Source organism: Alsobacter sp. KACC 23698 (genome assembly GCF_045348435.1).
Classification (GTDB): Bacteria; Pseudomonadota; Alphaproteobacteria; order Rhizobiales; family Beijerinckiaceae; genus Alsobacter.
In genome coordinates this window covers 330,824-353,221 of record NZ_CP157484.1, presented here as the reverse complement: position 1 = coordinate 353,221, position 22,398 = coordinate 330,824, and the positions used below count along the sequence as shown (strand labels likewise).

Annotated in this window: 22 protein-coding genes, 1 tRNA gene and 1 riboswitch; of the genes, 10 read left to right on the top strand and 13 right to left on the bottom strand. The window is 71.1% G+C overall.

Features of this window, described 5'->3' with window-relative positions:
- Positions 1 to 38: 38 nt before the first annotated feature.
- On the bottom strand, positions 39 to 746 hold the full coding sequence (locus ABEG18_RS01590) for an ArsR/SmtB family transcription factor (protein ID WP_406856352.1): 708 nt from the start codon (positions 744 to 746) through the stop codon (positions 39 to 41).
- Positions 747 to 882: 136 nt separating this feature from the next.
- On the opposite strand from ABEG18_RS01590, the gene ABEG18_RS01585 reads away from it, so the two are divergent.
- Together ABEG18_RS01585 and ABEG18_RS01580 are read left to right on the top strand one after the other, a co-directional pair.
- Positions 883 to 1,212 carry an NIPSNAP family protein gene (locus ABEG18_RS01585; protein ID WP_406856351.1) on the top strand — a complete coding sequence of 110 codons (330 nt, stop codon included), beginning with the start codon at positions 883 to 885 and terminating at the stop codon, positions 1,210 to 1,212.
- The gene (locus ABEG18_RS01580; RefSeq protein ID WP_406856350.1) at positions 1,209 to 1,556 is read left to right on the top strand and encodes an antibiotic biosynthesis monooxygenase family protein; all 348 of its coding nucleotides are present in this window, start codon (positions 1,209 to 1,211) and stop codon (positions 1,554 to 1,556) included. The genes ABEG18_RS01585 and ABEG18_RS01580 overlap by 4 nt, the downstream gene beginning before the upstream one ends.
- A 10-nt stretch (positions 1,557 to 1,566) precedes the next feature.
- On the opposite strand, the gene ABEG18_RS01575 is transcribed toward ABEG18_RS01580, so the two are convergent.
- The 4 genes from ABEG18_RS01575 to ABEG18_RS01560 all read right to left on the bottom strand — a co-directional run bounded on the left by ABEG18_RS01575 (position 1,567) and on the right by ABEG18_RS01560 (position 5,115).
- Complete coding sequence (locus tag ABEG18_RS01575) at positions 1,567 to 2,502, bottom strand: FkbM family methyltransferase (protein WP_406856349.1); 936 nt, start codon at positions 2,500 to 2,502, stop codon at positions 1,567 to 1,569.
- A gap of 72 nt (positions 2,503 to 2,574) precedes the next feature.
- On the bottom strand, positions 2,575 to 3,495 hold the full coding sequence (locus ABEG18_RS01570; protein ID WP_406856348.1) for an EamA family transporter: 921 nt from the start codon (positions 3,493 to 3,495) through the stop codon (positions 2,575 to 2,577).
- A gap of 93 nt (positions 3,496 to 3,588) precedes the next feature.
- The gene (locus tag ABEG18_RS01565) at positions 3,589 to 4,710 is read right to left on the bottom strand and encodes a hypothetical protein (protein WP_406856347.1); all 1,122 of its coding nucleotides are present in this window, start codon (positions 4,708 to 4,710) and stop codon (positions 3,589 to 3,591) included.
- A gap of 81 nt (positions 4,711 to 4,791) precedes the next feature.
- On the bottom strand, positions 4,792 to 5,115 hold the full coding sequence (locus ABEG18_RS01560; RefSeq protein WP_406856346.1) for a hypothetical protein: 324 nt from the start codon (positions 5,113 to 5,115) through the stop codon (positions 4,792 to 4,794).
- 247 nt (positions 5,116 to 5,362) lie between these two features.
- On the opposite strand from ABEG18_RS01560, the gene ABEG18_RS01555 reads away from it, so the two are divergent.
- Complete coding sequence (locus tag ABEG18_RS01555) at positions 5,363 to 7,147, top strand: adenylate/guanylate cyclase domain-containing protein (protein ID WP_406856345.1); 1,785 nt, start codon at positions 5,363 to 5,365, stop codon at positions 7,145 to 7,147.
- A 55-nt stretch (positions 7,148 to 7,202) separates the two neighbouring features.
- On the opposite strand, the gene ABEG18_RS01550 is transcribed toward ABEG18_RS01555, so the two are convergent.
- On the bottom strand, positions 7,203 to 7,391 hold the full coding sequence (locus ABEG18_RS01550) for a hypothetical protein (protein WP_406856344.1): 189 nt from the start codon (positions 7,389 to 7,391) through the stop codon (positions 7,203 to 7,205).
- 15 nt (positions 7,392 to 7,406) lie between these two features.
- Between ABEG18_RS01550 and ABEG18_RS01545 the strand changes: the two genes are divergently transcribed.
- The 3 genes from ABEG18_RS01545 to ABEG18_RS01535 all read left to right on the top strand — a co-directional run bounded on the left by ABEG18_RS01545 (position 7,407) and on the right by ABEG18_RS01535 (position 10,820).
- Positions 7,407 to 8,381 (top strand): phosphatase PAP2 family protein, encoded by a 975-nt coding sequence (locus ABEG18_RS01545; RefSeq protein WP_406856343.1) that lies wholly within the window; start codon positions 7,407 to 7,409, stop codon positions 8,379 to 8,381.
- A 33-nt stretch (positions 8,382 to 8,414) separates the two neighbouring features.
- A complete protein-coding gene (locus tag ABEG18_RS01540) occupies positions 8,415 to 10,508 on the top strand; it encodes a S8 family serine peptidase (RefSeq protein WP_406856342.1) in 2,094 nt (697 codons plus the stop codon).
- 114 nt (positions 10,509 to 10,622) lie between these two features.
- Complete coding sequence (locus ABEG18_RS01535) at positions 10,623 to 10,820, top strand: hypothetical protein (protein ID WP_406856341.1); 198 nt, start codon at positions 10,623 to 10,625, stop codon at positions 10,818 to 10,820.
- Between the two features lie 30 nt (positions 10,821 to 10,850).
- Here the strand turns inward: ABEG18_RS01535 and mgtA are convergent, their stop codons facing one another.
- The 7 genes from mgtA to ABEG18_RS01500 all read right to left on the bottom strand — a co-directional run bounded on the left by mgtA (position 10,851) and on the right by ABEG18_RS01500 (position 17,729).
- Positions 10,851 to 13,487, bottom strand: a complete 2,637-nt coding sequence (gene mgtA / locus ABEG18_RS01530) for a magnesium-translocating P-type ATPase (RefSeq protein ID WP_406856340.1) — start codon at positions 13,485 to 13,487, stop codon at positions 10,851 to 10,853.
- Between the two features lie 54 nt (positions 13,488 to 13,541).
- On the bottom strand, positions 13,542 to 14,186 hold the full coding sequence (locus ABEG18_RS01525) for a phosphoribosyltransferase (protein ID WP_406856339.1): 645 nt from the start codon (positions 14,184 to 14,186) through the stop codon (positions 13,542 to 13,544).
- Positions 14,187 to 14,247: 61 nt separating this feature from the next.
- Positions 14,248 to 14,724, bottom strand: a complete 477-nt coding sequence (locus tag ABEG18_RS01520; RefSeq protein ID WP_406856338.1) for a hypothetical protein — start codon at positions 14,722 to 14,724, stop codon at positions 14,248 to 14,250.
- 114 nt (positions 14,725 to 14,838) lie between these two features.
- Positions 14,839 to 15,141: a cytochrome c gene (locus ABEG18_RS01515; RefSeq protein WP_406856337.1), complete on the bottom strand. Its 303-nt coding sequence runs from the start codon at positions 15,139 to 15,141 to the stop codon at positions 14,839 to 14,841.
- A 9-nt stretch (positions 15,142 to 15,150) separates the two neighbouring features.
- The gene (locus ABEG18_RS01510) at positions 15,151 to 16,359 is read right to left on the bottom strand and encodes a molybdopterin-dependent oxidoreductase (protein ID WP_406856336.1); all 1,209 of its coding nucleotides are present in this window, start codon (positions 16,357 to 16,359) and stop codon (positions 15,151 to 15,153) included.
- Between the two features lie 144 nt (positions 16,360 to 16,503).
- Positions 16,504 to 16,578: transfer RNA gene (locus tag ABEG18_RS01505), tRNA-Gly, on the bottom strand.
- 56 nt (positions 16,579 to 16,634) lie between these two features.
- A complete protein-coding gene (locus tag ABEG18_RS01500; protein WP_406856335.1) occupies positions 16,635 to 17,729 on the bottom strand; it encodes a 2'-deoxycytidine 5'-triphosphate deaminase in 1,095 nt (364 codons plus the stop codon).
- Between the two features lie 107 nt (positions 17,730 to 17,836).
- Positions 17,837 to 17,917: riboswitch (SAM riboswitch) on the top strand.
- Between the two features lie 48 nt (positions 17,918 to 17,965).
- On the opposite strand from ABEG18_RS01500, the gene ABEG18_RS01495 reads away from it, so the two are divergent.
- The 4 genes from ABEG18_RS01495 to argE all read left to right on the top strand — a co-directional run bounded on the left by ABEG18_RS01495 (position 17,966) and on the right by argE (position 22,391).
- On the top strand, positions 17,966 to 19,168 hold the full coding sequence (locus ABEG18_RS01495) for an O-succinylhomoserine sulfhydrylase (RefSeq protein ID WP_406856334.1): 1,203 nt from the start codon (positions 17,966 to 17,968) through the stop codon (positions 19,166 to 19,168).
- A gap of 89 nt (positions 19,169 to 19,257) precedes the next feature.
- Positions 19,258 to 19,650 carry a Co2+/Mg2+ efflux protein ApaG gene (gene apaG / locus ABEG18_RS01490; protein WP_406856333.1) on the top strand — a complete coding sequence of 131 codons (393 nt, stop codon included), beginning with the start codon at positions 19,258 to 19,260 and terminating at the stop codon, positions 19,648 to 19,650.
- A gap of 105 nt (positions 19,651 to 19,755) precedes the next feature.
- A complete protein-coding gene (locus ABEG18_RS01485) occupies positions 19,756 to 21,207 on the top strand; it encodes a TrkH family potassium uptake protein (protein WP_406856332.1) in 1,452 nt (483 codons plus the stop codon).
- Between the two features lie 20 nt (positions 21,208 to 21,227).
- The gene (gene argE, locus ABEG18_RS01480; RefSeq protein WP_406856331.1) at positions 21,228 to 22,391 is read left to right on the top strand and encodes an acetylornithine deacetylase; all 1,164 of its coding nucleotides are present in this window, start codon (positions 21,228 to 21,230) and stop codon (positions 22,389 to 22,391) included.
- The last annotated feature ends 7 nt before the right edge of the window (positions 22,392 to 22,398 follow it).

Below are 22,398 nucleotides of genomic sequence, written 5' to 3'. Positions count from 1 at the left end.
CGGATGCGGGTTCCACCGGTCGGGGCGAAGGCGTGGGTTCAGGCCTCGACGCCGAAGGCGCGGGCCAGCGCGCGCCGGCCGGCCGGGGTCACCTCCAGGGCCCGGGTTCCGGGCAGGCGGCGCATCCAGCCCTGCGCGAAGCAGGCTTCGCACAGCGCCGCGCCCACCCGGCCGGCGATGTGGGGCTTGCGCTCGGTCCAGTCGAGGCACGGGCGGCAGAACACCCGCGCCCTGCGCCGCGCCGGCGCACCGTCCGCCTCCAGGACGACGCCCAGATCGCGCAGGAAGGCGAGGCCGCCGGGCGTCATGGCCGCGCCGTCGGGGCCGAACTCGCAATGGCCGCGATCCGCCATGCTTTGCGCCATCCCGACCGCCACGCGTCCGGCGAGGTGGTCGTAGCAGGTGCGGGCGCGCCGGAGCGCCTCGTCGCGGACCGCGGCGGGCCGGGGCGGCGCGACGGCGGCGCGCAGCCCCGTCGAAGCCGCCATGATGCTTTCGAGCATGGCGGCGACGGCGGGCGAGGCCAGCCGGTGGTAGCGATGCCGGCCCTGGCGCTCCATCGCCAGCATGCCGGCGGCGGTGAGCTGGGCGAGGTGGCCGCTGGCGGTCTGGGGCGTGACGCCCGCGACTTGGGCGAGTTCCGTCGCGGTCAGGGCGCGGCCGTCCATGAGGGCGCAGAGCATGCCGGCCCGCGCCGGATCCCCGACGAGCGCCGCAGTGGCGGCGAAAGCGGCGGTGGTGGGCATGGGAGGTCCTCCGGTGCGGACCGCGGAAGAGGCCCGCCGCCAGCATGCCCGTCCGGAGGCGGCGACGCTACGGTGGGGACCGAAGCCATCGCGCCGCCCACGCGTTAGTCAGGATCGATCACGACAGGAGCCGACCATGATCACATGCTTCATCCGCTACGAGATCGATCCGTTCGGGACGCAGGCCTTCGAGGCCTACGCCCGCAACTGGGGCCAGGCGATCCCGCGCTGCGGGGCGGATCTCATCGGGTATTTCGCGCCGCATGAAGGCTCAAGCACGACGGCCTACGGGGTCTACTCGGTCGAGAGCCTCGCCGCCTACGAGGCCTATCGGGCGCGCCTGCGCGACGATCCGCTGGGACGGGAGAACTACGCCTTCGCCCGCAAGGAGCGCTTCATCCGCAAGGAGGACCGCACCTTCCTGCGGCTGGCGTCCGCTCCCCACGCGCGAGGGTCGGCGGCATGATCGCGGTGATCTTCGAGGTCTGGCCCGCGGAGGGCCAGACCGACGCCTATCTGGCCATCGCGGCGTCGCTGCGCGAGGACCTGCAGGCCATCGACGGGTTCATCTCGGTCGAGCGGTTCAGCAGCCTGACGGAGCCCGGCAAGCTGCTCTCCCTCTCGTTCTGGCGCGACGAGGAGGCCGTGGCGGCGTGGCGCGCCCGCGAGCGGCACCGGGGCGCGCAGGCCAAGGGCCGCAACGCGGTGTTCCGCGACTACCGGCTGCGCGTCGCCGCAGTGGCGAGGGACTACGGGATGAGGGAGCGCGAGCAGGCCCCGCCGGACAGCCGGGCCGCGCATGGGGGATAGGCGCCGGCGCTCAATCGGGATGGATCTGCCCGCCGTCATACCCGCAGGCGATGCGGCCCAGCGCGGCCCGGAACGCGTCCGTGTCGATCTCGGCGCGCGCCGCCGCGAGCGCCTCGGGCGTCGCCTCCTGGCCGCGCCCGCGCACCAGCATGCGCGCCAGGGCGGCCCTGTCGAGGTGCGGAAGATCGGCCCAGAGCCCGCGGGCGAGCGCGGCCGCGAGCGCGTGGTCGGGATGGGCGGGGTTCTCCGGGGCGCGCCCGATCTCGTACATGTGGGTCGCGGAGGACCAGTCGGCCCGTTCGGCGGGAAGCCGCTCGAAGATCTCCGGCCGCTCCTGCGCCACGTAGAAGCGGTTCAACGTGTCGAACAGGCGGAACCGGTAGCCCTGCGCCAGCAGGGCCGGCTCCCAGGCCTGCCAGGCCTCGTCCCCGGCGCCGGGCGTCACCGCCTCGGCGACGACCACGGCCGGCCGGAAGCGGCCCCAGTCATTGCCAGCCAGCACGTCCGCCTCGGCGCCCTCGACGTCGATTTTGAGGATGTCGATGGCCGTGACCCCGTGCCGCTCGCACAGGCTCGCCAGCGCCAGGCAGGGCAGGCGCACGGTCCTGTAGGTCGCCCCGAACGCCTCCGCCCCGCGCGCGTGCTCCTCGACGGTGGTGGAGAAGCCATGCAGGCGGTCCACTTGGTGGAACGCCGTTTCGCCATCTTGCCGGCCCACGAGGCCCGCATGGACGACGTCGCGCGGGCGCAGCAGCGGATAGAGCGCCGCCAGATCGGCCTGGGGCTCGGCCACGATCCCGCGCCAGCCCCGCTCGTAGAAGAACTGCGTGACGTTGTCGGCCACCGGGTGGCCGGCGCCCACGTCGATGTAGAAGCCCGTCGCCTGGCCGGCGAAGGCCAGGGAGAGATGATAGTCCTCGAGGTTCTGCGTGTAGGAGAGGAGCATGGGGGGCCTTCGCGGGCGGCGGGGCCGCGATGATGGCCCATTCCGGACGCGATGGCGATGCGTCGGCCGCGCTCAGCGGGGCGCGGAGGCCGGGTCGGCGGCGGCGCGCCCTTCGCGCAGGCCCGACAGCCGCGGCCAGAGCAGGCCGATCGCCAGGCCGCCGACCACCAGCGCGGTGGCGGCCAGCTTCCAGGGCGGCATCGGCTCGCCCAGCAGCAGCGCCGAAGCGCCGAGGCCGAAGACCGGGATCAGCAGAGCCATCGGGGTGATGGTCGCGGCCGGGTGGCGAGCCAGCAGCCAGCCCCAGGCGGCGTAGCCGAACAGGCTGTTGCCGACCGACTGCCACAGAACCGCGGCCCAGGTCTCCGGTCCGGCGGCCGCCAGCCCGTGGGCGATGGCCGGCCAGCCCTCGAAAGCCAGCGACAGCGCCACCAGGGGAGGCACCGCGAAAAGGCTGGACCACACCACATAGGCGACCATGTTCACCCGGCCGCTCGCCTTGGCCACCATGTTGCCGGCGGCCCAGCATGCGGCGGCCAGCAACACGAGGCCGAGGCCCAGCGGCGTGGTGCTGGCGTCGACATGCGACGCGATCACCGCCAGGCCCGCGCAGGCCAGGAGCAGCGCGACGACCTGATAGAGGCGCACCCGCTCGCCGTTCAGCGCCATGGAGAGCCCGATGGTGAAGAAAACCTGCGCCTGCACGACCAGCGAGGCCAGCCCCGGCGAGATGAAGCCGTTGATGGCGATGAAGAGAAGCCCGAACTGGCCGGCCCCGATCAGCACCCCATAGGCCGCCAGGTGACGCCACGGCACGGCGGGCCGCTTCACGAAGGCGATGGCCGGAACCACCGCGAAGGCGAAACGCAAGGTCGCGAAGGTCAAGGGCGGGAGATGGCTGAGGCCGACACGGATGACGACGAAATTGGTCCCCCACACCGCCACGACGGCCAGAGCGAGCAGGATGTGCGGCAGAGGCAACGCGCCGGGCATGGGATTCTCCAGTGGCGGGACCATGCTCCCGGATCGGGCGGCGGAACAATGCAAAAGCGTGAACGCACCGATCATCGAAACCGATCGGCGGGCTCAGCCGGCGGGATCGAAGCCGCTCCCGGCCTGCAGCGGCCCTCCCCGACCCGCGCCTCGCGCCGCGATGTCGCGCTCGATGCGAATGTCGAAGCGCTCCGCCAGGGCGCAGAGGTCGTCCAGATAGGCCGAGCGGAGCCGGTTCAGCCTGTCGAGGGCCTCGGGACCGGCGGCCACCGCGTAATCGGCCTTGGCGAGGGCGTCGCGCACGCTGTCCAGCTCCCGGGCTTCGCACCGACGCGAGGAACCCGGCTCGGCGGCGTCGAGCCCGCCCTCGACCCGGAAGATGGCCGCGAGCTGGCGAAGCACATGCGTCCCGGTGAGCAGGAACTCCCGCGCGGCCGAGGAGGCCGCGTTCATCCGGTCCTCGTCGGCGACCGCGAGCACGATGCTGGCGGCGTCCAGCACGGCCCCGAGCGCGGCGAGCCATTCGCAATCCTCTTCGGCGGAGCGGAAATGCATCAGGATCGGGTTGGCGCGGTGGCTCTGGAGCACGTCGGCGGCCCAGTCGTTCCAGGTCCTGAACACGACGGCCAACCGGTCATGGCTGTCGTTGCGGCCGATGCCGACCAGGAGGGCGACGCCGGTCGGCGGCGCCCGGGTGATCACGCCGATCTGGATCACCCGCACCTCGCGGTCCTGCAGGGAGCTCTGCACCGACAGGATGAAGGTGGCCAGGATGGTGACGCCGGCGAGCCCCGTCATGCCGGCCAGCACCACCGTGACGCGGCTCGGTCCCGAGATGCCGACGCTCGTGAAGCCGATGGTGGTGAAGGCCGAGCCGGCATGGAATAGCGCGTCGCCGAAACCGGGGGGCGGCTGCATGTCGAAGCTGCGGGCGTGCAGCATGGCCGCGTAGCCCAGGATCAGGACCGCGACCCAGATCAGGATCGAGGCGACGAGAAGCAGGGGCGCGAGGCTGGCCCGCAAGGTCTGGCGGGCGCGGGGCGAGCGCATCCGGCCGGCGAGGCCGCGCCAGAGCGGTCCGACGCTGCGCCCCAGGATGGGGCCGAGCCGCAGCGCCCGGTGGGTCGGCCGCGGCAGCAGCACCGTGCGGAAGATGTCGGACAGCACGAGGACGACGCAGAGGGCGCCAGCGGCATACTCCAAGAGCCAAGGCATCCCGTCTCCGATCGCGGTCTCTCGACGGGTGAACGCGCGACGGCGTCGATTGGATGCCGGCTGCAGAGCCGCGCCGCGCCGTCAGGTCGGGCGCATGCCCGCGGCGCCGTCCTGGCTGAACCTGCTGAACGCGGCCTCGGCGCTGGACGCGAAGGCCTCGGCGATCCGGCGCGCGTCGCCGGACCGGTCGCGGCTGCGCACCGCGGCGATGACCGAGCCGCTCGCCCGGTCCACCAGGAAGGCGGACAGCACGCAAGTGTCCTGCGTCAGCGGCCGCACGCTGCCCTCGACGCTGGCCTCGAAGCTCCACGGGTAGTTCTTCAGCCGCCGGCCCAGGGCCGACCTGACCGCTTCGGTCAGCGACGCCTCAGTCGCGGGCGACTGAAAGGGCCGCAGGAGGATCAAGAGCGCACCTGAGTCGCCAAGGAGGTACTCTCGTCTCGTTTGGACCGGCGACGCTCAGGGTCGTTGAAAACGATGATGTGTCGCGTCGCCGGCTAAACGATAACGTGCACAGCAAAGGGGCGCCCCTGTCAAGTGACCCGCGTCACACTGTTGGCATGTGTGAAGCAGCTAACTTGCCGAGGGTGGTGAAAGACGTCAGAGTTCACGGATCTTCTCCCGTACGGGACCAACAGAGGAAAGACGTCGGTTGACGGTCAACCTCTCCAGAACTGATCTTCGAACCCTGACCCATGCGACCCGATCCCTCGTGGTCGTGGACATGGTGGAGTCCGTGCGCCTCGTCGAGCAGCACGAGGACGAACTCATCGGCCGTTGGCTGGCGTTCATGGAGCATGTCTCCGACGAGATTCTTCCGGTCTGCGGCGGCCAGCTGGTCAAGAGCCTCGGCGACGGCATGCTCCTGGAGTTCGACCACGCGCAGGGCGCGGTGAAAGCCGCGCTCTGGATCCAGCAGTCCGCGCTGGAGAGGAACGCCGGCTACGCGCCCGACCAGCACATCCTGCTGCGCGTGGGCATCGAGACCGGCGACGTGATCCGCGGCCAGGGCGACGTCTTCGGGCGAGGCGTCAACCGCGCCGCCCGCCTGGCGACGCTGGCCGCGCCCGGCGAGGTCGTGGCGTCGGCCGGGGTGCGGGCCCAGATCACTCCCGTGCTGGACGCCGAGATCGAGGATCTGGGCGACTGCTACCTGCGCCATGTGAACACGCCCGTGCGGGCCTATCGGGTGGGGCCCCCCGGGCCCCTGCCCCGGCCCGACGCCGGCCCGCCCCTGCGCGACCTGATGCCGTCGCTGGCGGTGGTGCCGTTCTCCTCGCTCAACGAGCAGCAGGACCACTTCATGCTCGGCGAGATCCTGGCCGAGGAGATGATCAGCGAGATGTCGCGCTCACAGGAGCTGTGCGTCATCTCGCGGCTGTCCACGACGGCCTTCCGCGACCGCGGCCTGCAGGTCCAGGAGATCGGCCGGAGGCTCAACGCCAACTACATCGTGTCGGGCGACTACCGCACCCAGCAGGGAGCGCTGATCCTCAATGTGGAGATCGCGGACGCCCTCACCGGCCAGGTGGCGCAGTCGCGCCAATATAGGGCGAAGCTGAACGCCATCCTGCGCGGCAAGCGCGAGTTCATCGACCAGATCATCGCCGAGCTCAGCGCGGCGGTGATGACCCGCGAGGCTCTGAGCGCCCAGACCCAACCCTTGCCGACGCTGAAGAACTACACGCTCCTGCTCGGCGCCGTATCGCTGATGCACCGGCTGTCGCCGCCCGACTTCGCCAGGGCCCGGCGCATGCTCGACGCCTTGATAGAGCGCGCGACCCGGCAGGCCGTCCCGCAGGCCTGGCTCGCCAAATGGCACGTGCTGCGGGTGCAGCAGGGCTGGTCGCCCGATCCCGTCGACGACGCCCGGCAGGCCCTGCGCTGCACCAGCCTGGCGCTCAACGCCGACCCCAACTGCTCGCTGGCGCTCGCCATCGACGGGTTCGTACACACCAACCTGCTGAAGAAGCTCGACGTCGCCCAGAGCCGCTACGAGCGGGCCATCGAGGCCAATCCGAACGACTCCCTGGCCTGGCTGCTCAAGGGAACCCTTCACGCCTTCCGGGGCGAGGGGCAACCGGCCGTCGCCGCCGCCCAGCATGCGCTGCGGCTGTCGCCGCTGGATCCGCACCGGTACTTCTATGACAGCCTGGCCGCCACGTCCTATCTGGCGGCGCACCAGTTCACGCGGGCGCTGCAGTCGGCGAAACGCTCGCTCAAGGCCAACCGCACGCACACCTCGACCTGGCGCGCCCTGGCGATCGCCCAGTGGAGCCTCGGCCAGCACGACGAGGCGCGCAAGACCGTGCAGGGGCTCATGAGCCTCGACCCGTCCCTCACCATCAGAAGCTGGCGCGAGCGCTCGCCCAGCGCCGACTTCGCCATCGGCCAGGAATGGGCCGAGGCTCTCGGACACGCAGGCGTGCCCGCCTGAACATATGCCGGCTTAGGCCGGAACGGGGAGACAGACCATGTCGTTGCTCTCGCTTTTAGGTGGCGTCGGAGGGGTTGGCGGCGTCGGAGGGGTTGGCGGCGTCGGGGGCGTGGGCGGCGTCGGCGGGGTCGGCGGCGTTGGGGGAGTCGGAGGCGTCGGCGGGGTCGGGGGAGTCGGCGGCGTCGGCGGCGTCGGCGGCTCCGGACCGTATGACGGCCCGCTGGGCGCGGACGCCCTGATCCATTCCCGCGACGGCGTCGTGGGCGCCTGGCAGGCCGGCGCGACGCCGCCGCCTGCGCTGGCCGTCGAGGACCCGAAGAACCTGCATCACTGGTCGCCCTGGGTGAGGGCCGCCGTCTTCGACGCCGAGGTCATGTCGCGGCTGGGCTTCGGGACCGAGGGCGCCAGCAAGCACGTGATGCGCGTGTGGCACCTGGAGATCCAGCCGCAGGCCGGCTCGCCGCCCACTGCGACTTACCAGCCCCTGGTCTCCCTGAAGCGGCCGACCGAAGCGATCTTCCTTAAGCAGCTGAACCTGGTGAACGATCACGCCGATCTGCGGCCCGACCGCGCCTCCGAGATCCTGGAGCAAATGTCCAATCCGGGCGCGTTCTTCAGCTCGATCGTGTTCCTTCACCCGGACCGGAACCCCTACACGATGGAGCTCATCGCCACCGCGCTGCGGCTGGCCAATGTGGTCGAGATGCGGGTGAAGCACGCGCTGGCCTGCCGTCGCCCGGTGGAGCTCTCGCCCAAGATCCAGCCCATGGTCCTGACGCCGGCGCATGGTTCGCTGCCCAGCGGACACGCGACCGAAGCCTTCGCCTCGGCCGCCGTGTTGTGGACCCTGCTGCGGACGGCCCATCCGACTCATTACGGCAAGGAGGTCTTCGGCCAGATGCTGATGCGCACCGCGGCGCGGATCGCCATCAACCGGACCGTGGCGGGCGTCCATTTCCCCGTGGACAGCGTCGCCGGCGCGATGCTCGGACTGACGCTGGGCCACTATTTCGCGCGGCGCTGCGCGGCGTTGAACGGCTACGAGGCGTGGTCGTTCGACGGGTCGGCGTACCCGGCCAAGGCGGATTTCAACTGGCACACGCTGTTCGACACGACCCTGCCCCAGCAGATCGCGGCGGCGCCCTACGTGGTCTCGGCGGGCGCCCAGCCCCTCGCCTCGTCTTCGCCCGCGCTGGAGTGGCTCTGGACACGAGCCCTCAAGGAATGGAGCTGACGGGAGCCCGGGCACGACGCACAGGAGGCCGGCATGGCGAAGCGTGGCGAGAGCGAAGCGGAGCGGTTCGAGGACGGCCCGTTTCCGCCGTCGGTTTTCTGGAACCTGCTGGCGGCGCCGGACGAGTTCTTCCGGGATGACGACACGATCAGCTGGGTCCCGATGACCCTCGAACTGAGCGGCCTTCGCGCGATCGACTTCGCGGAAGCCAAGGACGTGATCCGGGCCGAGCGGCAACGCGCGCTGTGGCTGGACAATGTTCGCGTCACGCCGGCGGACATGGAGCCGACCTTCGACGGAAAGGAGCCAGGCGTCGTCACGGTCCAGGTGGCCCGGAGCTTTGTGCGGACCTTCATGCGCGTCGTCTCCCGACACTACCGGGGACAGGTCGTTCGGGCGGCCGTGTCGCCGCCCCTCTCCGACGCCATGCTGGCGGTGTCGCGGCGCGGCGAGAAGCCCGCGCAGGCCGCCGCGCAGCCCCTCCGACGCACCAAGCCCGGGCCGACGCAGGCCGTCGCCGCCCAGCAGAGCGCGGGCGTGGCGACGCCGCCGCAGGTCATCGTCGGCATCATCGACGATGGGCTCGCCTTCGCCCACCAGCGCTTCCGGGACACGAACGGAAGCCGCGTCGAGTATTTCTGGATGCAGGACGGGATCGGAACGCCGCCTCCCGGCTTCCTGCACGGACGCGAGATCGTCCGGACCGGGCCCGGCGGCATCGACGACATCATCGCCCGATGCACGCATGGGGGCGAGGTCGACGAGGACGAGGCGTACCGGCTTGCTGGCCTCACCGATCCGGCGACCCCGGGGCACAAGGGGGTGTCGTGGCGACGCGCGCACGGAACGCATGTGCTGGACCTCGCCGCCGGCTTCGCGCCCGACGACCCGCAAGCAGCCACGCGCAGGATCATCGCCGTGCAGCTGCCGTTGACCGTGACGGGCATCCCCGCCTCCGCCCAGCTGGAGTATTTCGTGGTGGAGGGCCTGAAATACATTCTGACGCGGGCGCTTCAGATCGGCTCGGCGCCCGCGCCGGTGATCATCAATCTGAGCTACGGGACCACGGCCGGCTCGCATGACGGGAGGGGGACCATCGAGCGCTCCATCGAGGAGCTGACCGCGGCCTACAAGGCCGCGCACGGCGTCGATGCGACAGTGGTGATCGCGGCCGGGAACAGCTTCCTCGACCGGCTGCACGCCTGCATCGCGTTCCAGGCCATCGGCGAGACGGTCTCGCTGCCATGGCGCGTGCTGCCAGACGACCGCACGTCGAGCGTCGTGGAGATCTACATGCCGCCCGGCGCGCCATCGGGGCGCATCGGCCTCACACTGACGCCGCCGCGCGGCAAGCCTCTCTCCATCCTGGAGGGCGGCCCGCCGCAGCAGGCCAAGAGCAGCCAGACGGTCGTCTACCAGGTGGCCTACGCCTTCGACGCGAACGCCGGCCGGGGCTATTTCACCCTCTTCGTCAGGCGGACGTTCAGCCTCGCCCATGAGGGTCCCGACAACGCCCAATGGGTGGCCCCGAGCGGCGTGTGGACGATCAGGCTGACCAATCACGCGCTGGCGCCGACAGAGGAGATCCACGCGCGCGTGCATCGGGACGACACGCCCTACGGCTACCCCACGCGCGGGCGACAGTCCTACTTCGACGCGCCCGACTATGAGCGCTTCGACCTGCAGGGCCGGCCCGTCGAGGTCGACAACAGCAGCGTCGTGAAGCGGCGCGGGACGCTGAATACGCTGGCGACAGGGCCGTCGCCGGTCGTCGTCGGCGCCGCGAGGCGGCAAGGCCGGCATGTGGCGCGCTATTCGTCCGCCGGCCCGGCGTCTCCCAGCGCAGTCGGGCCGCCGGGCCCTCGAACCGGTCCGGACTGCCTGATGACCAGCGACCGATCCAGCGTGCGGCGGGGAGTGATCGCGTCGGGAACCCGGACGGGGTCAGCGGTCGCCCAGGGAGGAAGCAGCGTCGCCGCGCCCCGCATGACGGCCTTGCTGGCCGGCGCCGCCCTCGCCGGCAAAGCGATCGACCGCGCGGCGGCGGACGCGATCATCGCCCAGAAGGCTGGGCAGCCCCCTCTCGACGTCGAGCGTGAGGGCCTGGGCTATGTGCCGGATCTCTGATCCAGCCCCGCCCAGGCGGGCGGCGGGCGTCCGCCCGGCAGGCCTGGACAACCTATGGGCGTGACGAGCGCGAAGCGCAGGCTTAGGCTTGCGGGCGTCACCGGGGGAGCGACCATGGACCACAGCAACGAGAAATCAGCTCTGGAAGCGCAGATCGCGATCGTCAGGGCCAATATCAGCGACCTCATCGAGCAGTCCGCGGCCTATTCGGGCGCGGGCGACGAGGACCGGTCAGCCACGCGCATCGAGGAGCAGCAGAATCTTCTCACGACGTTGCAGAAGAAGCTCGAGGACCTCGACCGCCGCGCCTGACCCGACATCGATCCCGCAGGATCGTCCGCCCTACCGCGTCCGCCGTCCCGGGCGCTCCGGGGTCCTGCGCAGGGCCATCGGCTTCAGCGCTTCGGCGGCCACGAGATAGACCGCCACGATCGCGGCGACGCCGGCCAGCACGGCCGGGGATGGCGGCTGGAAGCCGAACCAGGTCCCCAGCGGCGTGAACGGGATCGCCATCGCGGCCGCGAGGGCGAGGAGGGACGACGCCGCCAGCCCGGCGGAGGGACGATCGGCCCAGGGCCGTCCATTGGTGCGGATGATGAAGATCACCAGGATCTGCGTGGCCATGGATTCCAGAAACCAGGCCGTGCGGAACTCGTCGGGCGAGGCGCGAAACAGCCCATAGAGCGCCGCGAAGGTGATCGCGTCGAACAGCGACGACAAGGGCCCCATTACGGCGGCGAAGCGGACGAGCCCGCGCATGTCCCACACCTGCGGCCGGGCGGTGGCCTGGGCCCGCACGCCGTCGAAGGGAATGCCGATCTCGGAGAGGTCGTAGAGCAGGTTGTTGAGCAGGATCTGCGTGGGCAGCATCGGCAGGAAGGGCAGCGCCATCGAGGCGACCGCCATCGAAAGCATGTTGCCGAAATTCGAGCTCGCGCCCATGCGCACATATTTCAGGATGTTGGCGAAGGTCCGCCGCCCCTCCTCCACGCCGTCGGCGACGACTTCGAGGTCCGGCGCGAGCAGGATCATGTCCGCGGCCGCCTGCGCGACGCCGGTCGCGCCGTCCACGGAGAGGCCCACATCGGCGGCCTTGAGGGCGGGCGCGTCGTTGATGCCGTCGCCCAGGTAGCCGACGATCGAGCCCCTGGACTGCAGCGCCTTGACGATCCGGGACTTCTGGTCCGGGGCCAGGCGGCCGAATGCATCCACGGTCTGGATCTGGACCGCGAGCGCGTCGTCGCTCAGCGCGGCGACGTCCTCGCCCGACAGGACCGTCCCGGCGCTCATCCCGACCAGGCCGGCCACATGCTGGACCACCACGGGATCGTCGCCGGACAGGATCTTCAACCGCACGCCGGCCTTCGCAAGCCGGGCGATGGCCGCCATGGCGGTCGCCTTGGGAGGGTCCGCGAAGGCGCACAGGCCCTCGAAGACCAGGCCTTTCTCGTCCTCGGGCGCGACGTCCTGCGAGGCTTTCGTCCAGGGGCGGGACGCCACCGCGATGCTGCGCAATCCCTCCTTCGCGAGCGCGTGGACGCGGGCCAGCGCGTCGGCGCGCCGCGCCTCGTCCATGTCCTGCCGCCCCGCGCTCGTGCGCATGGCGGCGCAGAGCGCGATCACCGCCTCGGGCGCGCCCTTGACGATCAGCGTTTCGCCTTCGGGGCCGTCGGCGAGGATGGAGCCGGTGCGGCGGGCGAAGTCGAAGGCGCGGCGCCCCTTGAGCGACCAACCCTGCGCAGCCGTGGTCGCGCCCGCGAGCAGCGCCGCGTCGAGCGCGCCGCGGTCGCCCCCGAGATCGGCGGCCACGGCGGCGAGGCGCGCCGGCCGTGGATCCTCCGCCCCGTCCGGGCCGAGGCTGCGGTCCAGATGGATCTCCGCCGAGGTCAGCGTGCCGGTCTTGTCGGTGCACAGCACCGTCATGGCGCCGAGATCGTGGATGGAGGCCAGGCGCTTGACGATGACCTTCCGGCGCGACATCCGCAGCGCCCCGCGCGTCAGCGTCACCGTCGTGATCATGGGCAGCAGTTCAGGCGTGAGCCCCACCGCGAGGGCGACCGCGAACATCAGCGAGCCCAGGAGCTCGCGCCCCGCCAGGATGCGGGTGGCCAGCACGACCACGACGAGGCCAAGCGTCAGCCGGGCGATGGCCAGCCCGAACGCGTGCAGGTCGCGCTGGAAGGGCGAAGGAGTCTGGGCAGTCGCCAGCGCGGCGGCCGCGGCCCCGAAGACCGTGCGGCCGCCCGTCCGCACCACCAGCGCGCTGGCCTCGCCCGTGAGCGCCACGGCGCCGCGAAACAGCGCGTTGGACGCCCTGTCGGGGCCGTCCGCCTGGACCGGTCCAGCCCGCTTCTCCACCGGATAGGGCTCGCCGGTGAGCGCCGCCTCGCCGGCCGTGAAGGCCGAGCACGTCAGAACGAGCGCGTCGGCGGGGATGATGTCGCCGGCGCGGACCCGCAGGACGTCGCCGGGGACGACCTGATCGACCTCGACCTGGACGAAGGCGCCGTCCCGCTTGACCTCCGCCTTCAGGGCCACCGACCGGCGCAGCACGTCCGCGGCCTTGATGGCGTGTCCTTCCTGGACGGTGTCCAGCCCGATCGAGAGCGCCAGGATGGTGACGATGATGCCGCCGCCGACCTCGTCGCCCGTGGCGACGGAAACGACGCCGGCGGCGAGCAGGATCAGCGACAGCGGTTCGAGCAGCCGCCGCAGGACGGCGTGGACCCAGGTTTCGCTCGCCGTCTCGGCGTCGCTGTTAGGACCGTACCGGTCCAGCCGGCTGCGCGCCTCGGACGCGCTCAGTCCCTCCGCGCCGCAGCCCAGCGACGCGCAGACCGCCTCCGGCGACTGGGTCCAGAACGCCGCCGGCGCGCCGGCGGGGAGCGCGGATCCGAGGGGCGCCGCCGACAGGGCGGCCGGAGCCTGGGATGAGGCCAGCGCTTCGATCTTGGCCGGCGCGGCGCCGCGATCCTTCATGCCTTTTTCCTTTTCAAACGGCTCGGGCGGGGGGCGCCGGGGGCGCCCCGGAGATCACCCGCGCCGGCCAAGGCTCCTCACCAGCGCGATCACCTGGTCTTCGCTCGTCTGGCCGAAATCCCGGTAGCTGGCGCCCACTCCCCGGAAGAGCGCCGGCGCCTCCAGGCAGACGACCTCGTCCGCGTCGTCGGCGAGCTCCTCCGCGGCCTCGGGCGACGAGACCGGGGCGGCGAGGACCAGGCGGGCCGGCCGCTCGGCCCGGAGGACCAGGAGCGCCGCCCGCGCGGTGGCGCCGGTGGCCAGACCGTCGTCGATCACGATCGCGGTTCGGCCCTTGGCCGACGGCCGGGGCGGCAGCGACGCGAAGCGGCGGCGCCGCTGCTCCAGCACGGCGAGCTCCTCCTGGGCCAGTTCGGCCTTGCGGCGTTCGTCCAGGCCCAGTTCCCGCACCAGCGCCTCGTTCCAGACGACGAGGGGCGGGTCGCCGTCGGCGACCGCGCCCAGCGCCAGCTCCGGCTCGCCCGGCGCGCCGATCTTGCGCACGAGGAGGACGTGGAGCGGGACGCCCAGCGCGCGCGCCACTTCGGCCGCGACCGGCACGCCGCCGCGCGGCAGTCCATAGACGAGCGGCGTCTCTGCCTTGAGGCGCAAGAGCTCCGCCGCAAGCCGGCGCCCGGCGTCGACCCTGTCCTTGAACATCGCGACCTCCCACGACAGCGCCCCGGTGGCTTGCGGCCCGGGCCACCTTGCGTCGACTGGCCTAAGGAGCGGATGGATAGGCCTGATCGCTGAACGGCGACGAGGAGGGCGTCTGGATCCGGATGTAATCGACGCCTCCGGCCTTGTGGCAGCTGTTGCATGCGCTCGTCAGCTCCGCATAGGCGGCGTCGAACTGGGCGGAATCCTTCCGCTTGGAGGCGGCCAGCATGGTGGCGATGGGACCGCTCGTCTTGGCGACCTCCTCGACCGGGATGTTCTCGTACAGCAAGGCGGCCCGGATCAGGTCGTCCTGGAGCCGCTGCACCTCATGCGCCATCAGCGCCCAGTTGCGGCTTCGGCCGGCGTACCACACCTTGATGTGCCGCAGCTGCGCGACCAGCATGATGTCGCCCAGCGCCGGGACGGACGGATCGGAGATCCGCGCCGCCGGCCTCGGGTTCTGGAAGCGAGGCGCATCCTCCGCCAGAAGCGGCGCCGTCATGGCGAGCACGCCGAGGAAACACAGGGTCGCTCTCATCGTGGCTCCTGTGGGCTGAGGGGAGCCCGATCATAGCACACGGCGAGATTGTAAATATGCGCAGTTTCCCGCTCTGGCGTACACACGAAGGCCGCGCGCGCCGGAGCGCCCGGTTCAGTAGGTCGCCGCCAGGTAGTCGACGATGGCCCGGGCGTCGTCGTCATGGATCTCGGCCTTGTAGGTCTTGACCATCTTGGAGACCTCGGCTTCCCAGAACGCCTTGCCCTTCTTGGGCGGCTGCATGGCGATGTAGTCGACGGAGTGGCACGCCGTGCAGTTGTTCTGGGCGGTTTCCACGCCCGGTCCCGGCCGCAGCTTCGCCGTCTCCGGCGGCAGCTGGTAGGCGACGGGCTTGGCGACGGCGACGGCCCCGGAGGCCAGGATGGCGGCGGCGGAGAGCTTCAGGGAGAGGCGCATGGGATCTCCTCAGGCCGCGAGCACGCGGACGCGTTCCGTGACGTTGCGCATATAGCCGGCCGGGTTCCACAGCGGCTCCATGGGCTGCGACTGGCCGATCCGGTTCACGGCCCGGACCCTGAGGACGTGCTCTCCGGGCGGCAGCCGGATCTGGGCCCGCCACTCCCGGAAGGAGTAGCGGCCGAGGTCTTCTCCCAGCCGGGCGCCGGACCAGCTCACGCCGTCGTCGGCGGACAGGAGCACCTCCGTGACGCCCTCGCCACCGTCGAAGGCGACGCCCTTCACCAGGACGTCCGCCTGCGCGGGCACTTTCGCCCCGTCCGCGAGGTTGGTGATGAAGGAGCGCACGTCGAAGCGCTGGATCGGCGTCGTCTTGGACGGCGCCTTGCCGGGCTCCACGCAGGCGCAGGCGTTGTCGGGAATGCGATAGGCGGACTGCATCCAGAAGCCGCCATAGACGCCGTCGACCACCTCGATCTCGTTCAGATGCTTCACCCAGTAGGTGCCGTAGCGGCCCGGGACGACGAGGCGCAGCGGGAAGCCGTTCAGGAAGGGCAGGTCCTCGCCGTTCATCGCATAGGCGAGCATCACCTCGCCGTCGCGGGCGTGGTCGATGTCGAGCGCCTTGACGAAGTCGGGGGTGGCCGGCAGCACGGGGCCGTCGAGCCCGCCGAAGACGACCTGCCTGGCGGAGGCCTGGACGCCCGCGCGGTCGAGCACGGCCTTGAGCGGCGCGCCGCGCCAGCGGGCGTTGCCCATGGCGCCGTTGGCGAGCTGGCCGCCAGCGACGCGCGGCTCGAAGAAGCCCCGGCTGTTGCCGGAGCACTGGTTCACGGCGACGATCTCGATCGGCTCCATCGCCTTGAGGTCGGCCAGCGACAGTGAGAGCGGACGATCGACCTTGCCCTTCACGTCGACCCGGAACGTGTCGGGATCGATGCTCAGCGGGATGTCGGCCAGGTGGTAGCGGACGAAGAACGCGTCATTGGGCGTGATCACGCCCTCGTCGAAGACCGAAAAAGGCGTCTCCAGCTGCGGCGGGCGCGCCGTCATCTGGATCAGGGGACGCTTCTGCGGATAGGCGACCAAGGCCCGCTCGCCGGCGCCGAACGGCAGCGTCACGCTCTCTTGCGCCCTGGCCATCCGCGCCGCCCACGGGACCGCGCCGAAGGCCGCGGCGCCCAGGCCGACGCGATGCAGGAACTGTCGCCGATCCATGCTCGTCTCCTCCGTCCCGGCGCCCGTGCTCGGCGCCTTGTCGGACCCAGAGACTTTTGCAACCCACAGGGCGCCGATCAAGGAGAATACGCGCGAACGCCGCGCGCGCTGGAGCGCCCGGTTCTCATGTCGACGATGATGGATTGGAGCGGGCGAAGGGAATCGAACCCTCGACATACAGCTTGGGAAGCTGTCGTTCTACCACTGAACTACGCCCGCGCTCCTGAGCCTTATAGGGCGGAATCGGCGCGGGCCGCAATGGGGGAGAGCGGGGTTCAGGGCGCCCGGAAGTGCTTGGAGAGCTTCAGGCCCTGGGCCTGGTAGTTGGAGCCGAGGCCCGAGCCGTAGAGGGCGGCGGGGCGCTCGGCCATGCGCTCGTAGACGAGCCGTCCGACGATCTGGCCGTCCTCCAGGATGAAGGGCACGTCGCGGGAGCGGACCTCCAGGACGGCGCGGCTCCCCGACCCGCCGGCGCCGGCGTGGCCGAAGCCGGGGTCAAAGAATCCGGCGTAATGGACGCGGAATTCCCCCACCAGCGGGTCGAAGGGCGTCATCTCCGCCGCATAGTCGGGCGGCACGTGGACCGCCTCCTTGGAGGCCAGGATGTAGAACTGGCCGGGATCGAGGATAAGCTCGCCCTCGCCCTTGAGGTGCAGCGGGTCCCAGTAGTCGGCGGCGTCGCAGGTGCCGACGGCGTCGACGTCGACAAGGCCGGTGAAGCGCTTGGCCCGGTAGCCGACGAGCTGGCCTTCGCCGAAGCCCGAAAGGTCGACGCTGACCGCGATGCCGCTCTGGACGGAGGGCTCGGAGGACGTCACCAGCCGCTCGCGGCGGTGCAGCTCCAGGAGCTCGGCGTCGTCCAGCCGCACCGCGCCGGAGCGGAAGCGCAGCTGCGAGAGGCGCGAACCGGTGCGCACTAGCACCGGAAAGGTGCGCGGCGAGATCTCCAGGAAGAGCGGCCCGGAATAGCCGGCGGCGATCTGGTCGAACTCGCGCGCGCCGTTGGCGATCACCCGGGTGAAGACGTCGAGGCGGCCGGTGGAGCTTTTGGGGTTGGCGCCCGCCGCGAGGTCGGCCGGCAGGTCGAGGCTCTCGAGCAGCTCGGCGATGTAGACCGCGCCGGTCTCCAGCACCGCGCCGCGCGCGAGGTCGATCTCGTGGAACGAGAGGCGCTCGATGCGCTCCTCGACGCTCGCCTTGTGGCCCGGCAGGAAGCTGGCCCGGACCCGAAACGCGCGCCGCCCCAGCCGCAGATCCAGGCTGGCGGGCTGGATCTGCCCGGCGGCCCAAGGCTCGTGGGACCGAAGGCGGCCCGCGGCCGCGAGGGCCTCGATCGACTGCGAGGGAAGAATGCCCGGTTTGAAGATCAAGGCGCGGTCCTCGCCGGGCGTCCTGCCCGGCCTCCGTCTCGTCTAGCGCATCGGGCGCGCGAGGCCAAACCGATCATTGACGCTCGCCGGGGCGGGGCGTAAGCACGTGTGGAAATCGTGGTCCTTTTGCGCCGGCCGGCTTGCAGCCACGTCTGATCGAATTGCTAAAAGGCCGGGGCGGCGCATGCCCGGCCCGGTCCCGACCCGGCCGGTTTTTTCATGTCTGGAGACCGGCGATGCCGCCTGACCACCAGCCCCGCCTCGACCTCGCCGCCCTGCACGCCGACACGCAGCTCGTGCATGGCGGAACGACGCGCTCTTCCTTCGGCGAGATGTCCGAGGCGCTGTTCCTGACGCAGGGCTTCGCCTACGACACCATGGAGGCGGCCGAGGCGCGCTTCGACGGGTCGGACCCCGGCTTCATCTATTCGCGCTTCTCCAACCCCACCGTGGCGATGTTCGAGCAGCGCATGGCCATGCTGGAGGGCGCCGAGGCCGCGCGCGCCACCGCCAGCGGCATGGCCGCCGTGACGGCCGCCCTCATGGGCCAGGTGCGGGCGGGCGACCATGTGGTGGCCGCCAAGGCGCTGTTCGGCTCCTGCCGCTACGTCGTGGAGGACCTGCTGCCGCGCTTCGGCGTGGAGTCCACGCTGGTGGACGGGACCGACCTGGCGCAATGGCGGGCGGCGGCGCGGCCCAACACCAAGACGTTCCTCCTGGAAAGCCCGACGAACCCGACCCTGGAGATCATCGACGTCGAGGCGGTGGCGGACATCGCCCACCGGGCCGGCGCGACGCTGGTGGTCGACAACGTGCTGGCGACCCCGATGCACCAGAAGCCGTTACGGCTGGGGGCGGACTGCGTGGTCTATTCCGCCACCAAGCACATCGACGGCCAGGGCCGATGCCTCGGCGGCGTGATCCTCGGCTCCGCGTCGTTCATCAACGACAACATCCACAACCTCCTGCGCCAGACCGGGCCGGCGCTGTCGCCGTTCAACGCCTGGGTGCTGCTGAAGGGGCTCGAAACCCTGGGCCTCCGGGTGGAGCGCCAGGCCCGCACGGCGGCGCGACTGGCCGACGCGCTGGCGCGCCTTCCTGGCATATCGCGGGTGCTCTATCCGGGGCGGCCGGACCACCCCCAGCACGCGCTGGCGCAGCGCCAGATGGCCAGCGGCGGCACCATGATCGCGTTCGAGGTCGAGGGTGGAAAGGCCGGCGCCTTCGCGTTCGGCAACCGGCTGCGGCTGGTGCGGATCTCTAACAATCTCGGCGACGCCAAGAGCATCGTGACCCACCCGGCCACCACCACGCATCAGAGGCTGACGCTGGAGGCGCGGTCCGAGCTCGGCATCACGCCGGGCCTGCTGCGCCTGTCGGTGGGCCTGGAGCACGCCGAGGACCTGATCTCGGACTTCACCCAGGCGGCGCGAGGCTGACGGCGCGAGCCGGACGTTTCCCATCCGACGCGAAACAGCCTAGAGGCTATGCGTCTTTGTCGCTGCGCGTCGCAGGAGCTTGCTCGCCGATGTATCGGGCCGTCACCCGCCAGATCCAGGTCACCGTCTCGCCGGCCTATATGGAGGAGCAGTCCTCCCCCGATAAAGGCCGGTATTTCTGGTCCTACGCGGTCGAGATCGTCAATCTGGGCCAGGAAACCGTGACGCTGCGGTCGCGCTACTGGCACATCCGGGACGCCAGGGGCGCCGTTCAGGAGGTGCGCGGCGAGGGCGTGGTCGGCAAACAGCCCGTGCTCGGCCCGGGCGAACGCTTCGAATACACCAGCGGCTGCCCGCTGGAGACGTCCGAGGGCATCATGTCGGGCGAATACCAGATGCAGACGGCGACCGGCGAGATGTTCGGCGTGGAAATCCCGGCCTTCTCTCTCGACAGCCCGAACCAGAGGCGGGTAATGCACTAAGGCCCGGCGCGTCTCCGATGGGAGGGCGCAGGCGCTCCCGCCATCCGCGAAACCCGCCTCTCCCTGCGCTTCCGGATCCCGCCGCCGTCCCGAACCGGTTTGTCCGTGATCGACCTGCGCGCCGTCGCCTATCCCGTGGCCCTGCTGCTGACGCTGCTCGGGGCCCTGATGGGCGCGCCCGCCGCGGCGGACCTCGCGGCCGGCCAGGAGGGCTGGCGGGTCTTCGCGCTCGCCGGCGGTCTCACGATCTTCGCCGGAGCGGCGCTCGCGCTCGCCACGCGCGAAACCCCGGCGCGCTCCTTCCGCGTGCGAGAGGCCTTCCTGTTCGTCACGATGGCGTGGCTCGTCCTCGCCTTGTTCGCGGCGACGCCCTTCTGGCTCGGCGAGACGGCCCTGACCTATCCGGCCGCTTTGTTCGAGGCGATGTCGGGCCTCACCACGTCGGGCGGCACGGCCATCCGGGGCCTCGACGGGCTCTCCGCCGGACCGCTGCTGTGGCGGGCCATGCTGAACGGCCTCGGCGGCGCCGGGGCGCTGATGCTGGGCGTCGTCATCCTCCCCGCCCTGCAGGTGGGAGGCGCCCAGGTCGTCCGGGTCGAAGCCGCGCCGCGGCGCGAGCTCCTGTATCCCCGGGCCAGGACCATGGCGGGACGGACGCTGGCCGCCTATGCGGGACTGATCGCCGCCTGCGCGGCCTGTTACGGGCTTTCAGGCATGAGCGCCTTCGACGCCGTCGCGCATGCGCTCGCGACGGTCTCGACGGGCGGCTTCTCGACGCATGACGCCTCCATCGGGCATTTTCACAGCGCGGGCGTGGAGTGGACCGCGATCCTGTTCATGATCGCCGGGGCGCTGCCGCTGGCGGTCTTCGTCCGGGCCCTGCGCGGCGACGGCGTCGCGCCCTGGCGCTCGCATGAGATCCGCGCCTTCGGGGCCATCGGGCTTTCGGCCGCCGCGCTGCTCGCCCTCTCGCTGGCGGCGTCCGGCGAAGCGCCGGGACCCGGCCTGCTGCGGGAGGGGCTGTTCGCCGCGGTCTCCACGCTCACCACCACGGGCTTCAGGGTCTCGGACGGGGCGGCCTGGAGCCCGTTCGCGCAGGCCGTGCTGTTTGCGCTGCTCTTCGTCGGGGGATGCGGCGGCTCCACGGCGGGCGGGCTGAAGCTCTTCCGGATCCTGATCCTCGGCCAGACGGTGAAGCAGGCGCTGCGCCGCATCAGGCTGCCACATTCGGTGACCCCGCTGACCTTCGAGGGCGCGCCGGTGGACAACGGGACGGCGCTGGCCGTCGTCAGCTTCCTCATCGCCTATGTGGCGGCGTTTTGGGCGGCCGCCCTCGCCCTGAACCTCACCGGCCTCGAGCTTGGGGCGTCGCTCTCCGCGGCGGCTGCGCTGCTCTCCAACACGGGGCCGGGGTTCGGGCCGCAGCTGGGGCAAGGCGTCGCCTCTGCGGGCCTGCCGACGGCGACCTATGGGGTCATGGTCGCCACGATGCTGCTGGGCCGCCTGGAAATCTTCACACTGTTCGTGCTCTTCATTCCGCGCTTCTGGCGCGGATAGACCCATCAACTGGACATCGGATGACCCCCATTTCCCCCACGCCTTTGGCGATCCTGGAACGGCTCGTCTCGTTCGACACGGAAAGCTCGCGCTCGAACCTGCCGCTGATCGACTATGTCGAGAGCCTGCTGGGCGGGCTGGGAGTGCGGTCCGTCCGCGTTCCCAACGCGGACGGCCAGAAGGCGGCGCTGTTTTGCACCATCGGGCCCACTGACAAGGGCGGCGTCGTCCTGTCGGGCCATACCGACGTGGTGCCGGTGGCCGGGCAGGCCTGGACGACGGACCCGTTCACGCTGCGGGTGCAGGACGGGCGGGCCTATGGCCGCGGAGCGGTCGACATGAAGGCGTTCGCGGCCATCGCGCTGTCGCTCGTGCCGGAGATGCAGGCCGCGGCGCTGAAGACGCCGATCCACATCATGCTGAGCTATGACGAGGAAACGACCTGCATGGGCGTCCTCGACACCATCGCCCGCATGGGCAAGGACCTGCCGCGGCCGCAGGCCGTGATCGTGGGCGAACCGACGGAGCTGCAGGTCGCCGACGCCCACAAGAGCGTCGTCACCTACAACACCTACGTGCACGGCCATGAGGCGCATTCCTCCAAGCCGGAACTCGGCGCCAACGCCGTCTTCGCCGCCGCCGCGCTGGTGCACGAACTGGACCGCCTGTCCGACGTGTTCCGCGAGCGGGGCGACCCTTCGGGGCGTTTCGATCCGCCCTACTCCTCGGTGCAGGTCGGGACCATCCATGGCGGGACGGCCCGCAACATCCTGGCCAAGATCTGCCACTTCCAATGGGAGGTCCGCGGCGTGCCGGGCACGGACGAGCGCGAGGTCGCCCGCATGCTGGACGACTACGCCCAGCGCGTCGTGATCCCGAGGCTGACCCGCGACGGCTGGCCCGGCTCGGTGGAGACCATCCTGGAGGTCGACGTGCCGCGGCTCGAGCCCGATCCGGGCTCGGCGGCCGAGACGCTCGCCCTGCGGCTGGCGGGCCGGAACAGCACCATCACGGTGCCGTACGGCACGGAGGCCGGGCAGTTCCAGCGGCACGGGCTGCCGACGATCGTGTGCGGGCCGGGCTCGATCAACCAGGCGCATCAGCCCGACGAGTACATCACCCTGGACGAGATCGAACGCGGCGTGGCCTTCATGCGCAAGCTCATCGCGACCTGCTCGGCCTGAAGCGGGC

Coding starts and splice junctions, on each gene's coding strand:
- ABEG18_RS01590 (WP_406856352.1), bottom strand. CDS start 746: ATGCCCACCACCGCCGCTTTCGCCGCCACTGCGGCGCTCGTCGGGGAT.
- ABEG18_RS01585 (WP_406856351.1), top strand. CDS start 883: ATGATCACATGCTTCATCCGCTACGAGATCGATCCGTTCGGGACGCAG.
- ABEG18_RS01580 (WP_406856350.1), top strand. CDS start 1,209: ATGATCGCGGTGATCTTCGAGGTCTGGCCCGCGGAGGGCCAGACCGAC.
- ABEG18_RS01575 (WP_406856349.1), bottom strand. CDS start 2,502: ATGCTCCTCTCCTACACGCAGAACCTCGAGGACTATCATCTCTCCCTG.
- ABEG18_RS01570 (WP_406856348.1), bottom strand. CDS start 3,495: ATGCCCGGCGCGTTGCCTCTGCCGCACATCCTGCTCGCTCTGGCCGTC.
- ABEG18_RS01565 (WP_406856347.1), bottom strand. CDS start 4,710: ATGCCTTGGCTCTTGGAGTATGCCGCTGGCGCCCTCTGCGTCGTCCTC.
- ABEG18_RS01550 (WP_406856344.1), bottom strand. CDS start 7,391: ATGGATCAGGGCGTCCGCGCCCAGCGGGCCGTCATACGGTCCGGAGCC.
- ABEG18_RS01540 (WP_406856342.1), top strand. CDS start 8,415: ATGGCGAAGCGTGGCGAGAGCGAAGCGGAGCGGTTCGAGGACGGCCCG.
- ABEG18_RS01535 (WP_406856341.1), top strand. CDS start 10,623: ATGGACCACAGCAACGAGAAATCAGCTCTGGAAGCGCAGATCGCGATC.
- mgtA (WP_406856340.1), bottom strand. CDS start 13,487: ATGAAGGATCGCGGCGCCGCGCCGGCCAAGATCGAAGCGCTGGCCTCA.
- ABEG18_RS01525 (WP_406856339.1), bottom strand. CDS start 14,186: ATGTTCAAGGACAGGGTCGACGCCGGGCGCCGGCTTGCGGCGGAGCTC.
- ABEG18_RS01520 (WP_406856338.1), bottom strand. CDS start 14,724: ATGAGAGCGACCCTGTGTTTCCTCGGCGTGCTCGCCATGACGGCGCCG.
- ABEG18_RS01515 (WP_406856337.1), bottom strand. CDS start 15,141: ATGCGCCTCTCCCTGAAGCTCTCCGCCGCCGCCATCCTGGCCTCCGGG.
- ABEG18_RS01510 (WP_406856336.1), bottom strand. CDS start 16,359: ATGGATCGGCGACAGTTCCTGCATCGCGTCGGCCTGGGCGCCGCGGCC.
- ABEG18_RS01495 (WP_406856334.1), top strand. CDS start 17,966: ATGCCGCCTGACCACCAGCCCCGCCTCGACCTCGCCGCCCTGCACGCC.
- apaG (WP_406856333.1), top strand. CDS start 19,258: ATGTATCGGGCCGTCACCCGCCAGATCCAGGTCACCGTCTCGCCGGCC.
- argE (WP_406856331.1), top strand. CDS start 21,228: ATGACCCCCATTTCCCCCACGCCTTTGGCGATCCTGGAACGGCTCGTC.